Consider the following 12,500-nt stretch of genomic DNA (forward strand, 5'->3'; position numbering starts at 1 on the left):
GATACTAATTTAGCAAATACATATGCATACGTATTCTCAATTTGAGGAAATGGAGAGTGATTTATGGAGGAAAATCAAGTCGCGCCAAATTTCAGGCTGGACGGAAAACGGGCGCTTGTTACCGGAGCCGGGCGGGGGCTGGGACTGGCCGCCGCTCATGCGCTCGCCCACTTTGGTGCCGAGGTCGTTCTGGCCGCCCGCACATTGAGCGAGGTGGAGGCTGCCGCGGCCAATATCACTCGCGCGGGCGGACAAGCCGAAGCCATCGCTCTCGATATCCGGGACGTTTCGGCAGTGAGTGAAGCTGTTTCACACAGGCCGGCTTTTCACGTGCTGGTCAATAATGCCGGGATGAACCGCACCAACCCATTCCTTGACGTAACGCGGGCCGATTTCGACGACATCATCGGGCTCAACCTGCGCGCTTCCTTCTTTGTAGCGCAGATCGTCGCGCGGCGCATGGTCGAGCAAGGCGTGGGCGGAAGCATCATAAATATGTCGTCGCAGATGGGCCATGTCGGCGCCGCGACGCGCAGCGTCTACTGCGCCTCTAAATGGGCGATGGAGGGGATGACCAAGGCTACGGCAATAGATCTGGCTCCATACAAGATCCGTGTCAACACCGTCTGCCCGACGTTTGTCGAAACGCCGCTCGCTCAGAATTTTCTCAAGAATGAGGCCTTCAGGGCGGAGGTGCTGTCCAAGATAAAGCTTGGCCGCATCGGTCATGTCGACGACATAACCGGGGCGGTTGTCTTCCTGGCGTCCGATGCATCCTCTCTCATGACGGGATCGTCCATGATCATCGACGGCGGTTGGACTGCGGACTAAGAACCTGCTGGAGGGTCGCATGATCTGGATGCCGGACAGGCGAACCCCGGAATGAGAGCGCGATTTCAGGAACGGCGCTCGTAAGCCTTCGTGCCCGAGGTTTGGCGGGCGGTGTTCTGATCGGATCGGCGGCGAGCCGGGCGCGCCATCAGCGTCGCGAAAAGCCGTCGAGCATCACTGCGAAGATGATGATGGCGCCTTTCAGGATCGCCTGTTGGGCGGGTCCGACGCCAGTGATGCTCAACCCATTGTCGACGACGCCGATGATCAGCGTACCGAGCAGCACGCCGACGATGCTGCCCTTGCCGCCCGACAGGCTGACGCCGCCGATGGCAACCGCGGCGATCGTCGATAGTTCGAGGCCGGTCGTCTGCGCCATCGTGGCGCTCATGTAGCGCGACATGCTGATTACGGCGCCGATCGCATAGAAGCTGCCGGCAATGGCGAACACGATGATGCGCACGCGCACCACGCGCACGCCGCTGATGAAGGCCGATCGGGAATTGCCCCCAACGGCGTAGATTTCGGCCCCGAAAGCGGTCCGGTGCAGGACGAAATAGCTGAGCGCCACGATCGCGAAGAACAGGATGACCGGGTTGGGCACGTAGAGCAGGCTGCCCTGGCCGATGAAGGCAATGCTCGAGGGGATGCTGTCGACGAAGCCACTGCCGGTCACCTGATAGGCGAGCCCGACGCCGATTTGCCAGACGCCAAGCGTCACGATCAGGGATGGCAACCGCAGCCGTGCCACGAGGAAACCGTTGGCGGTGCCGAACGCGACGCCAACGAAGAGCATCACCGGGATGGCGAGAAGCGGAGAGATCGCGATGCCGAGAAGGCTGAATTGCGGGTTGGTGGTGACGAGGCTGCCGCCGACCATCAGCGTCACCGCCACGATGCCGCTCACCGAGAGATCGAGGCCTACCGTGAGCACCACGAACGCCTGCCCGCAGGCGGCAATGCCTCGGATGGACGACTGGATCAGCACGTTCGCGAGGTTTTCGGTGCCGATTGTGGCGCCGCGCGTGACGATTGCGAACCCCGCGATCAAGGCGGCGAGGATGAGCAGGCGCACGAAGTCGTCGCTGGTCAGTACGCCGAAGCCAAAGCCTCGGCGGCCCGGCCCGGCATCCGCTTCCCGAAGTTGGTCGACGATCACTCTGGTTGCCTCCGCAATTGCATGTCAGGCCGTGATGCGGGTTGGCCGCTCGCGGCGGCGGAAGAATTCGATCGACACCGCCAGGATGATGACCGCACCTTTGACCGTGTTCTGGACGTCGGTGCTGGCGCCCATGGCGCCGAGGCCGCTGTCGATGACGGCGAGGATCAGTGTCCCTAACAACACGCCGAGCACGGTGCCGCGGCCGCCATAGATGCTGACGCCGCCGATCGCGACAGCGGCGATGCTGTCGAGCTGCAGCCCGCTCAGCGTCCTGATCGAGACCGACATCATCCGCGATTCGATCGACAGGGCGGCGAGTGCGACCATCAGTCCCGAGATCACGAAGACGAGGAACTGCACGCGCCGGACCTTGATGCCGGAGAGATACGCGCTGGCGGAATTGCCGCCGACGGCATAGATGGCTCGGCCGAAGGACGTGTGGCTGAGCACGAAATGCGCCAGCGCGAAGAGCAGGAGCATCTCAATGACCGGCACGGGCACGCCCCGGATCGAGCCCTGTCCCAGCATGCTAAGGCTCGAAGGCAGATCGGTGATCGTGTAGCCGCCGCCGACGAGTTGGGCGAGACCCAGGCCGATCTGCCACATGCCGAGCGTCGCGATCAGCGCGGGCACGCGCAGCCGCGCGACCAGCAGGCCGTTGACGGCGCCCATCACGATGCCGACGAGCAGGATAATGGCGATACCGACGGGAACTGGCCAAGGATCGCCGCCGACCATGTTGAGGTCGAAGCGGCTGGTCAGCGTGGAAGCGCCAAGTACGCTTGCGAAGACGCCGATGCCGTAGAGCGACACGTCGATGCCTCCCGTCAGGATGACAAAGGTCTGGCCGATAGCGGCTATGCCGATGATGGAACTCTGCAGCAGGATGTTGGACAGCCCGCGCGCACTGTAGGTAACGCCTCCGGTTAAGAGGCCGAACACGACGATCAGCGCCACGAGTATGAGCGCGCGCAGCACGTTGTCGTTGCGCAGGAAGCTCTTCATCCGTGCGCCTCCGGCACGCCAGCGATATCGGCGCCCTTGTCGCCGCGCACGAGCACCATTTCGAGCAAGTCGCGCTCGCTGACCCGATCGGGCGCGACTTCGCGTGTGATCCGGCCCTGCGCCATGATCAGGATGCGGTCCGACGCCACCATGATCTCGCGCATGTCGGATGACAGCAGCAAAACGCCGACGCCCCGCTCCCGCGCCTGGCGGCGGATGACGTCGTAGATCTCCTGGCGGGCGCCGACGTCGATACCCCGGGTCGGCTCGTCGAGAATGAAGAGCTTCGAACCGGCGGCGATCCACTTGCCGATGACCACCTTCTGCTGGTTGCCGCCGCTGAGCAGTCGCACGAGCTTGCCCGGTTCGCGCGGCCGCAGCCCCACATCGTCCATCACTCGGGCCACCAGGCCGCGCACCCGGCGGCCGACGAGCACGCCCGCAGTCGTCACTCGGCTCAGTGCCGGCAGCACCATGTTGAAGCCGACCGAGTGCTCCTGGACGATGCCTTCGGCCTGGCGATCCTCGCTGACGAAGCCGATGCCGAGCCGGCGCGCCTTGCTCGGCGTCATCGTGGCGACGTTCACCGCCACGCCATCGAAGTGAAGGCTGCCCTTGACACGGGTTCCGTCCGGCAGCGCACCGACGATGGCGCGCGCGAGTTCGCTCTTGCCCGCGCCGATCACGCCGGCGATGCCGACGATGGTGCCCTTCGCGATGGTCAGGTCGATTCCTTCGAACAGGCCGTCGGCGGAAAATCCGGAGAGTTCGAGGAGCCTGCCGGCGCCCGGTCCGGCCGCCTGCCGCAACGTTGATGTGCTGTCAACCGGCTTGCCGGTCATGCGCTCGACCAGCGTCGCCATGTCGATTTCGGCGATGCCGCAGCTCTTGACGACGGCGCCGTCGCGCAGGATCGTCACCCGGTCGGCGAGCGCGAAGACTTCTTCGAGTTTGTGCGAGATGTAGACGATGGCGACGCCGCGCTGCTTGAGCACCCTGACGAGGCCATAGAGATTGTCGATCTCGACGCGCGACAAGGCGGAGGACGGCTCATCCATGATGAAGACGGCCGGATCGTAGGAGAGGGCGCGCGCGATCTCCACTTCCTGCTGGTCGGCCACCTTCAGGTCGCCGACCGTGGCATCGGGCGACACTCTGCTGCCGAGCCGCTGCAGGATCTGCGCGGCCTCGCGGCGCGCCTTGGGCCAGTCGACCTTGCCCCAGCGGGCGGGCAGGCGGCCGAGAAGGATATTCTCGGTGACGCTCAGATACTGGACCAGGCCGAACTCCTGATAGACCATCGAGACGCCGTTGCGCTGCGCCTCGGATGGATTGGAAAACTGGGCCTGCTTGCTGCGCACCGTGTATTCGCCGCTGTCGGGCCGCAGCACGCCCATGAGGATCTTCATCAATGAGCTTTTGCCGGCGCCGTTCTCGCCGAGAAGGGCGTGGACCTCGCCGGCGCGCAATTCGAGCGCCACGTCCCTCAGAATCTTGATGCTCCCGAAGGACTTGGTGATGCCCACCATGCTCAGGACGATGTCACCCACGCGTGTCTCACCTGTTCCCTGGATACCGCCCGGCGTCTGTCGCGCGGTGGGATTGCAGCCACCCGCGCGACGAACGGATGCGCCTCAATAGCCGAGGAGGCTCTTGCGGTCGGCGAGCGTCGGGACGGGGAGGCCGATCTCCTTGGTGTCGAGGACTGGCCAGTAGTTCCACTTGCCGAGCGGCATGTCGGTGAAGGCGACGGTTCCGCCCCACATATGCGCTGCATCCGTGTCGATCGTCGCACCCGTCAGGAGCGGCATCGGCAGCAATACTCGGCGCGGCAGCTTGACCGTTCCGGAATTGGCATCGCCGTCGCCCAACGGCTGCTTGAGCACGGTGTGCCAGAGGAACTGCTTCACGACGACATCGATCTGGTGCCACGGGTTGTTCGACACCGTGAAGTCGAAGGTGCCGTCGCGCAAAGGTGCCAGCATCGCCTTGTCGATATCCTGGAGGATGACGACGACGTGGTTCGGATCGCCGGCGGGCGCCAGACGGTCGACGGAGCGCAGGCCCTCTGTGATGGCGCCGGCATCGCCGAACTGGGGATAGATGGCCTTGATGTCGGGATAGCGGGCAAAGGCATCCTGGATAGCCTTGATCACCGACTCCGGCTGGCCGGACGTGTCGACCGATTCGACGATCTCGACAGCGGGATCTCCCGCCAGCCCCAGACCGACGCCGTGGTGACGGGCCTGGCAGATCGGCAGGGCGCGTGCGCCCCAGATCTCCAGCACGCGATAAGGCTTCTCGGCGGTAGCGCCCGCCGTTTTGGCGAGTTCGGAGAATTTCACGCCGATCTGGCCGTTGCCTTCCATCGTGTCGGCATCATAGCCGGCAAAGCCGGTGAGCTTGTCGGTGTTGGCCGGAAGCACCCAGTTGTAGACGTCGATCCCGGATGCGATGGCCTTGTCGATGGTGGTGGCCATGGAGGTCGGGTCGATGGGATGCAGCACGATCGCGTCGTAGGCGTGCGTGGCGATGGCGTCTTCCATCAGGCGCGTCTGCGTCGGCACGTCGAATTCGGCCGAGCTCGTGGTGAAGGTCGCGCCGGCTTCCTCGAGCTGGGTCTGCAGGAGATGCTGCGCGATGACCTGGTAGTCGTCGCCCATCCACACCGGCAAATAGAGCACCTTGTAGGGCGACCCGTCCTGCTTGACGGCGATCCCCTTGTAAGGCTGCCACTGGACACGGCTCGGATCTATGAGACCCTTGATCTTGCCCCAGTCGGCCTCGGGTATGAAGTCCGGTCGCGCGGCTTCCTGGGCCGTCGCGGCAAATGCCAGGGACAGCGAGAATAAAGCTGCCGCTATATATTTCTTCATTGAATTCCTCCTCCAAACTCTTCCTGCCATTCGCGAATGCGGTACCTGGGGTACCGGCATTGCCTCCCTGCTGCGAAAGAAGACCTCCAATTCGTTTGCTGAAGCTATTCGGTGATAGGGGTGATGAACTATAGAAGCATGCAGCCGAACAAATATTGCCTGGAAGCACTGTCCTAAGGCAAATCCCCAACCGAAGTCCTAGCCGCCCCGGCAAGAGGGCTCAAATCGTTGTTCACCATGTCGGCATCGCGAACGGCGAGGAAACGGTGATATTCAGGTGGAGGGATGGCCGCGCTTTGTCGTCACCACGCCCTGCCTTCGCAATCGGGCCAGTGTTCTTCGACAAGCTCAGGATGAGGTAGGAAGCGGGCGAGCCTAGACCGACCGAGAAGGAGAATGCCGGCGCCATTGGCGCGACCGCCACCGTCAGGTGTCGAGCTTGGTGGCCATGTCCTCGATGTCGTCGGCGATGACATCCCAATCCGCCTCGGCGGCAAGGTCGATCGCTTGGTTGGGGCCGAATTCGGTGGGACGCAGGAAGAAGCCGGTCATCAAACCGTACTTGCGCGCGTTGGCGAGGTCGCCATTGTGCGCCGACGCCAGCATGACCTCGCCCGGTTCGAGATTGAGCAGCCGGGCGCTGCCCAGGTAGGTGTCGGGATGCGGCTTGAAGCGTGAGAACATGTCGGAGCCGAAGACCACGTCCCACGGCAGGTTCGCGCCCTTGGCCATGTCGACCAGCAGGCGCACGTTGCCGTTCGAAAGCGAGCCGACGATGTATTTGGTCTTCAGCCGCGTCAGGCCCGCCACGGCATCCGGCCAGGCCTTGAGGCGATGCCAGCCGAGGTTGATGTCGCGCAGGTCGTCCTCTCTGAAGCCGGTGACGCCAACATCGCGCATGGCCTCGTCGAGCAGTTCGCGATGCAGGTCGTCGAGGAGGCCGTAGTCCCGCGTGCCCGCGGTTACTTCATCGAGCATCCGGTGATAGCCGTGGCGCCATGCGTCGGCGACGGCGGCCCAGTCGCCGTTGACGCCGCGCTTGCCACCGAGTTCCTTCATTTCGGCGACCAGGCTGCCGCGCCAGTCCACCACGGATCCGAATGTGTCGAAGACGATGGCTACGGGTTTCTTGCTGGACATGGCGGTCTTCTCTTCGAATTTGGAAAAAGGGGAGCACCGGCGGGTTTCGCGGTGCGTGCTATGAGGCGCATCGTATCGAGGGTCTTCCTCCCATCGAAACTAACGGAGAGCCCGGCGAAGGAAAGTATCCGTTGGGCACCCCCCACCTCGCGGAACGTGGCGGCAGCCTGCGTCGCGCCGCGGAAGGCGATCGCCGCGCGACGACTGCGTTCAGGCGAAGGCGATCTGTACCTTGATGGCCCGGCTCTTGTCGCCTGCCAGCAGGAAGGCGTCATTGGCATCAGTGACCGGCATGGTCGCGCTGTGCAGCGGCGCCACGTCGATCCGGCCCGAACCAATGAGCTTGGCGGCGAGCGAAAACTCGCCGGCGAAGCGGAAGCTGCCGCGCAGCACCAGTTCCTTGCCGACGATGGTCGAGATCGGCAGTTCGGGGACGGCGCCCTGGCCGACGGGCACGATGGTGCTGCGCGGCTGTGTCGCGCGCAGTGCCCCGGCGATGGTCAGCGACTAGCCGGCGACCTCGAAGACGACGTCGAATAGCCCTTGTTGGACTCATAGCCGGCCAGCGCATCCGGCCCGACCGCCCGACGTTGACCGTATGGTCGGCGCCGAGCGAAGGGGCGAGGGCGAGCGGCTTGTCGAGGATGTCGGTGACCACCACTTCGCGCGCGCCAGTCGCGCCGAAAGCAGGAGGAGGAGGCCGATCGCGGCGTCGACGCCGGCAGCCATGGCGACGGCGTTGGCGGCGTCGCAGACGATGTAGTCGGCAAACCCGCCCTGCACGAGCGGCGTGCGCATGGCGCTGCCGAGGAAGCGCATGTCGGAACAGTGGATCGGCTGGCCGCTGCAGCAGAAGCCGCAATGGCCGCAGGGCGACGACGGACTGACGGCGACCATAGCGCCCAACTGCACGCCCACGACACCGGCGCCGAGCGCCGCGACATGCCCGGAAATCTCGTGATCGAGGATCATCGGCTCGCGCACTCGGACCGGCCCGAAGCCGCCATGGTTCTAACAATGCAGGTCGGAGCCGCAGATGCCGCCATTGGCGATCCGCACCAGCACCTGTTAGGGGCCAGGTTCGGGCCTGGCCCTTTCCTCGACGCGCAGGTCTTCTCTCGGCATGCAGAACCACGGCGCGCATCATGTTCAAATCCTCGTATCCCGCAGCATCTGCCGTCGCCGCTTCAGTACAAGGCGCACGCCATGTTCAATGGCTGATCTGGCTGAGGAACGCCTTGCTGCGGGCTTCCCTCGGATTGTCGAAGAAGGTGCCCGGCTCGCCCATCTCGACGATCTCGCCCTGGTCCATGAAGATGACGCGGTCGGCGACCTGGCGGGCGAAGCCCATCTCGTGGGTGACGCAGAGCATGGTCATGCCTTCGTTGGCCAGTTCGATCATGGTGTCGAGGACTTCCTTGACCATCTCCGGGTCGAGCGAGGAGGTCGGCTCGTCGAACAGCATGATCCTGGGATTCATGCAGAGCGCGCGCGCGATCGCCACGCGCTGCTGCTGGCCGCCCGAAAGCTGGGCGGGATATTTGTGGGCCTGTTCGGGAATGCGCACGCGGGCGAGGTATTTGCGCGCGGTCTCCTCCGCCTTCGCCTTGGCGATGCCGGAAACCTTCATGGGCGCTAGCGTGCAGTTTTCGAGCACCGTCATGTGCGGGAACAGGTTGAACTGCTGGAACACCATGCCGACGTTGCGGCGCACCGCCTCGACGTTCTTCGGCCCCGCGGTGAGTTCGATGCCGTCGACGACGATCTTGCCGCTGCGGACCTGCTCGAGCTGGTTGATGCAGCGGATGAGCGTCGACTTGCCCGAGCCGGACGGGCCGCAAAGGACGATTCGCTCGCCTGTGCGGACCGTCAGGTTGACGGCCTTCAGCGCATGGAAAGCGCCGTAGTATTTCTCGACGTTTTCCATGCTCACCGCGAGCGAGACGGTTGCGTTCGCCTGTTCTGAACTCACGTGGACATCTCCCTGCGGCCGGCCGTGCCTGAACCTACTTCTCGGCGTTTTCGATGAAGTCCGGCAACGGCGCCTTCATCCATTGCTCGTGCAGCTTGCCCAGGCTTCCGTCCTTCTTCTTCCCGTTCAGGAAGTCGTTGACGGCGGCAAGCAGCTCGGGCGAGTCCTTGCGCACGACGATACCCTGCGCCTGCTGGCGCAGCAGGAACTTCTTGGTGAAGCGGTCCGGCGCCGTCTTTTCGATCTGGCCGATCGCGATGTCGGCAACGCCGAGCAGCGGCACCTGGCCGGAGATCAGTGCCTGCGCGGAGGAGGCGTCGTCGTCGTAGCGCTGGACGTTGGTGTCGGCCGCGGCGATTGCCGTCACGGCGGTATCCTGCGTGGTGCCGCGGGTGACGCCGATCGTCTGGCCCGCGAGGCCCGCCTTGTCGGTGATGGCGATATCCTTGTCGCCATAGACGAACTGCTCGAGACCGGCATAGGGCACCGAGAAGTTGACAACCTTGAGGCGTTCCTCGGTGATGCCGAGCGTGGCAAACAGCACGTCGGCCTGGCCCGACAGCAGGTACTGGATGCGGTTGGCCGAGGTCACCGGCAGGATGGTCAGCTTGACGCCGATGCTGTCGGCGAACTCCTTGGCGAGATCGGGATCGTAGCCGACGGCCTGGCCGTTGGAATCGAGCAGGCCGAAGGGTGGGTAATCGACCAGCGAGCCGACGGTGATCGTGCCTTTGTCCTTGATTTCCTTCAAGGTCAGGGCTGAAGCCGGCATCACGGTGACGGCCGCCGCGACCGCGACGCTCGCGACGAACGTCAGAGCATTTTTCCAGAGTGTCATCAGGTGTATCCTCCCTTTCAAAAAATGGATCCCCGACATCGAGGGTCCGGACAATTCGAGACGTCAGCGTGTCGCCAGAGCGGCGTAATGCCCTTCCATGCGCCGGGCGTAGACCGAAAGCGGCCAGCACAGGCAGAAGTAGATGATGGTCACCAGCCCGTAGACCTTGAGCGGCGAGTAGGTCGCGTTGTTCATGATCTGCGCGGCGCGCATCAGCTCGACGAAGCCGATGATCGAGGCGAGCGACGTGCCCTTGATCAGCTGGACGAGGAAGCCGACGGTCGGCGCCACGGCGATGCGCGCGGCCTGCGGCAGGATCACCGATTTCATCCGATCGAAATAGGACAGGCCAAGCGCCCAGCTCGCCTCGCTCTGGCCTTCCGGCACCGCCTGGATGCAGCCGCGCCAGATCTCGCCGAGAAAGGCGGCGGCGTGCACGGTAAGCGCCAGTGCGGCCGCCACCCAGGGGCTGACGCCGAAGCCGATGATCTGCAGGCCGAAATAGGTGAGGAAGAGCTGCATCAAGAGCGGCGTGCCCTGGAACAGGCGAATGAAGCCGAGCGCCGGCAGGCAGAGCAGCCGGTATTTCGACACCCGCGCCAGCGCCACCACGAGTCCGCCGACGGCGCCGCCGGCAAAGGCGGCGGCCGAAAGCGCGATGGTCCACTGGACAGCCAGAACGATGAACCAGAATTCCTGTATGCCGAAGGGGCGGATCATGACCTCGCTCCTACCGGCTTAAGGGATAGTTAAAGGCGAGGCGCTGGATCAGGCGGAACAGGCCGGAGAAGCCGAGCGACATGACGAGGTACATGCCGGTGATGACAAGATAGACCTCGAAGGCGGTGAAGGTTCGCTGCTGGATGTCGTTGCCGGCGGCGGCCAGGTCCGTCGCCGAGATCACCGAGACGACGCTGGTCGACAGCATCAGGTAGACGAACTGGCTGGTCAGCGCCGGGTAGATGGTACGCACCGCCTGCTTCAGGATGATGTAGCGGAAGATCTGCAGGCGGTTGAGCCCGAGCGCGACGCCGGCCTCGACCTGGCCCTTGGCGATGGATTCGATGCCGGCCCGGATGATCTCGGTGGCGAAGGCGCCGACATTGACCACCAGCGCCACGATGGCGGCGGTGTTCGGCGTCATGCGGATGCCGAATTCCGGCAGCGCGAAATAAATGAAGTAGATCTGCGCCAGGAAGGGTGTGTTACGGACGAGCTCGATATAGGCGTCGATCAGCCAGCGCAGCGGGGGCGGCCCGCCGGTCTTGGCAAAGGCCAGCACGACGCCGACGATCAGGCCGAGAATCATGGCAACGAACGAGAGCTGGATGGTGATCCACGCGCCCGTTAGAAGATGGTCCATGTTCGCGAACACGGGCGCGAATAGGAGCTGATACTGCATGACCTCCCTAACTTCCGGCTGCTCCAGAAATGCCTGCCCGCCACGCTCCGATCCGCCGACCGCGCGCGCCTTCCCTATCGGGGAAGCTTAAGCCGGCGGCGCGATGCAGGGATATTATCGGTTCGGTTCCCCCCACCTCGCCAAATGTGTTGGCTGGCGCCGCCCGCGCGGCGGTTCAATCCAGCCGGTAGACGCGCCGCGCGGTGCCGGCAAACAGCCCGCGTTTCACGCCGTCGGATGCGCCGGAAACGATGCGCTTGAAGGCGTTCCAAAGGGCGGCATAGCCGATGCCCATCCGGTCGACCGGGAAGTTGCTCTCGAACATGGCGCGGTCGGCTCCGAAGAGTTCGATGCAGGTCTCGATGTAGGGACCCCACATGGAGGCGAGCTCGGCCGAGGTCGGCGGCGCGGGCCGGGTGTTGTAGTCGTAGGCGGCAAGCCGCATCATCATGCCGCCGAGCTTGATCGAGACGTTCGGGCACGTGGCGAGTTCGGCCATCGACGCTTTCCAGGCGGCGAAGACCTCGTCCTTGCGGCCGGCATAGGGGCCGTAGCCGAGCGGGCAGCCGCAATGGCCCATGACGATGCAGGCCTCGGGAAAGGCGCGCGCGAGGTCGGTGACGTCGGCGAGCTGGGGATGGTAGAGCCAGGCGTCAAAGGACAGGCCCATGGCGACGAGCCGGGCAAATCCGGCGCGAAAATCCGGCTGCCCGTAAAGCCCGGGCGCGATGCCCGGAAAGCTGTTGCCGATGATCGGGTCGGCGTCCCAGCCGCCTGAGTGGCGGATGCCTCGGAAACGACCGCCGCCGGCCCGTACATGCGCCTCCAGGACCGGCGCGACGCCGTCGCCGAGCATCAGGTCGGCGAAGCCGACGATGCCGGCCGCAACGCGGATCGGCCCGTAGATGCCATTGTCGCACATGGCGGCGATGCCGGCGGCGACCTCGGTCTCACCGACGGGCTGCATCTCCTTCGGGCCGAAGGCGCGATCCCATTCGTAAGCGTTCATGTGAACGGTGGCGACGACCGTGTGGCCGCTGTTGGCATCGGCGAGGAACTCGTCGAGCATGTAGCGGTGGCCGCTGGTGGTGCGAAGGTCCCAGAGATGATGATGGGTGTCGATGATCTCCAATTCGGGGTCGAGAATGACCTCCGGCTCTGCCGTCGCCAGCCAGGCTTCGTCCGGCGGGAAAATACGGCCGTATCGGGTGGGCAGTCTGGACGAACGCATCGGTATTCCCTGTCTCATTTGTCGGTGGACCGCGAAGCCGGCT

Annotated in this window: 13 protein-coding genes; 1 reads left to right on the plus strand and 12 read right to left on the minus strand. The window is 64.4% G+C overall.

Features of this window, described 5'->3' with window-relative positions:
* Positions 1 to 63 precede the first annotated feature (63 nt).
* A complete protein-coding gene (locus NP503_RS00790; protein ID WP_127269669.1) occupies positions 64 to 831 on the plus strand; it encodes an SDR family NAD(P)-dependent oxidoreductase in 768 nt (255 codons plus the stop codon).
* A gap of 148 nt (positions 832 to 979) precedes the next feature.
* On the opposite strand, the gene NP503_RS00795 is transcribed toward NP503_RS00790, so the two are convergent.
* The 12 genes from NP503_RS00795 to NP503_RS00845 form a co-directional block, all read right to left on the minus strand.
* Entirely contained in the window at positions 980 to 1,990 is a 1,011-nt protein-coding gene (locus NP503_RS00795) for an ABC transporter permease (RefSeq protein ID WP_164748729.1), read from the minus strand.
* Positions 1,991 to 2,014: 24 nt separating this feature from the next.
* A complete protein-coding gene (locus NP503_RS00800) occupies positions 2,015 to 2,998 on the minus strand; it encodes an ABC transporter permease (protein WP_127269673.1) in 984 nt (327 codons plus the stop codon).
* Positions 2,995 to 4,548 carry a sugar ABC transporter ATP-binding protein gene (locus NP503_RS00805; RefSeq protein WP_127269675.1) on the minus strand — a complete coding sequence of 518 codons (1,554 nt, stop codon included), beginning with the start codon at positions 4,546 to 4,548 and terminating at the stop codon, positions 2,995 to 2,997. Before NP503_RS00805 ends, NP503_RS00800 begins: the two co-directional genes overlap by 4 nt.
* A gap of 84 nt (positions 4,549 to 4,632) precedes the next feature.
* On the minus strand, positions 4,633 to 5,874 hold the full coding sequence (locus tag NP503_RS00810; protein ID WP_024504867.1) for a sugar ABC transporter substrate-binding protein: 1,242 nt from the start codon (positions 5,872 to 5,874) through the stop codon (positions 4,633 to 4,635).
* A 426-nt stretch (positions 5,875 to 6,300) separates the two neighbouring features.
* On the minus strand, positions 6,301 to 7,014 hold the full coding sequence (locus NP503_RS00815) for an HAD-IA family hydrolase (RefSeq protein ID WP_127268070.1): 714 nt from the start codon (positions 7,012 to 7,014) through the stop codon (positions 6,301 to 6,303).
* Between the two features lie 210 nt (positions 7,015 to 7,224).
* On the minus strand, positions 7,225 to 7,470 hold the full coding sequence (locus tag NP503_RS33265; protein WP_306244472.1) for a hypothetical protein: 246 nt from the start codon (positions 7,468 to 7,470) through the stop codon (positions 7,225 to 7,227).
* 96 nt (positions 7,471 to 7,566) lie between these two features.
* On the minus strand, positions 7,567 to 7,986 hold the full coding sequence (locus NP503_RS33270) for an alcohol dehydrogenase catalytic domain-containing protein (protein ID WP_127301625.1): 420 nt from the start codon (positions 7,984 to 7,986) through the stop codon (positions 7,567 to 7,569).
* Positions 7,987 to 8,224: 238 nt separating this feature from the next.
* Positions 8,225 to 8,941 (minus strand): amino acid ABC transporter ATP-binding protein, encoded by a 717-nt coding sequence (locus NP503_RS00825; RefSeq protein WP_127268075.1) that lies wholly within the window; start codon positions 8,939 to 8,941, stop codon positions 8,225 to 8,227.
* A 79-nt stretch (positions 8,942 to 9,020) separates the two neighbouring features.
* A complete protein-coding gene (locus NP503_RS00830; protein WP_127268071.1) occupies positions 9,021 to 9,824 on the minus strand; it encodes a transporter substrate-binding domain-containing protein in 804 nt (267 codons plus the stop codon).
* Between the two features lie 63 nt (positions 9,825 to 9,887).
* Positions 9,888 to 10,544 (minus strand): amino acid ABC transporter permease, encoded by a 657-nt coding sequence (locus NP503_RS00835; RefSeq protein WP_127268072.1) that lies wholly within the window; start codon positions 10,542 to 10,544, stop codon positions 9,888 to 9,890.
* A 10-nt stretch (positions 10,545 to 10,554) separates the two neighbouring features.
* On the minus strand, positions 10,555 to 11,226 hold the full coding sequence (locus tag NP503_RS00840; RefSeq protein ID WP_024504874.1) for an amino acid ABC transporter permease: 672 nt from the start codon (positions 11,224 to 11,226) through the stop codon (positions 10,555 to 10,557).
* 175 nt (positions 11,227 to 11,401) lie between these two features.
* A complete protein-coding gene (locus NP503_RS00845; protein ID WP_127268073.1) occupies positions 11,402 to 12,457 on the minus strand; it encodes an amidohydrolase in 1,056 nt (351 codons plus the stop codon).
* Between the last annotated feature and the right edge of the window lie 43 nt (positions 12,458 to 12,500).

This window comes from Mesorhizobium sp. SEMIA396 (genome assembly GCF_024518615.1).
In the GTDB taxonomy this organism is placed as follows: domain Bacteria; phylum Pseudomonadota; class Alphaproteobacteria; order Rhizobiales; family Rhizobiaceae; genus Mesorhizobium.

What these genes read in the sequence shown, in the direction of transcription:
- NP503_RS00790 (WP_127269669.1), top strand. Translation starts at nt 64, where the DNA reads ATGGAGGAAAATCAAGTCGCGCCAAATTTCAGGCTGGACGGAAAACGG.
- NP503_RS00800 (WP_127269673.1), bottom strand. Translation starts at nt 2,998, where the DNA reads ATGAAGAGCTTCCTGCGCAACGACAACGTGCTGCGCGCGCTCATACTC.
- NP503_RS00810 (WP_024504867.1), bottom strand. Translation starts at nt 5,874, where the DNA reads ATGAAGAAATATATAGCGGCAGCTTTATTCTCGCTGTCCCTGGCATTT.
- NP503_RS00815 (WP_127268070.1), bottom strand. Translation starts at nt 7,014, where the DNA reads ATGTCCAGCAAGAAACCCGTAGCCATCGTCTTCGACACATTCGGATCC.
- NP503_RS33270 (WP_127301625.1), bottom strand. Translation starts at nt 7,986, where the DNA reads ATGATCCTCGATCACGAGATTTCCGGGCATGTCGCGGCGCTCGGCGCC.
- NP503_RS00825 (WP_127268075.1), bottom strand. Translation starts at nt 8,941, where the DNA reads ATGGAAAACGTCGAGAAATACTACGGCGCTTTCCATGCGCTGAAGGCC.
- NP503_RS00830 (WP_127268071.1), bottom strand. Translation starts at nt 9,824, where the DNA reads ATGACACTCTGGAAAAATGCTCTGACGTTCGTCGCGAGCGTCGCGGTC.
- NP503_RS00835 (WP_127268072.1), bottom strand. Translation starts at nt 10,544, where the DNA reads ATGATCCGCCCCTTCGGCATACAGGAATTCTGGTTCATCGTTCTGGCT.
- NP503_RS00840 (WP_024504874.1), bottom strand. Translation starts at nt 11,226, where the DNA reads ATGCAGTATCAGCTCCTATTCGCGCCCGTGTTCGCGAACATGGACCAT.
- NP503_RS00845 (WP_127268073.1), bottom strand. Translation starts at nt 12,457, where the DNA reads ATGCGTTCGTCCAGACTGCCCACCCGATACGGCCGTATTTTCCCGCCG.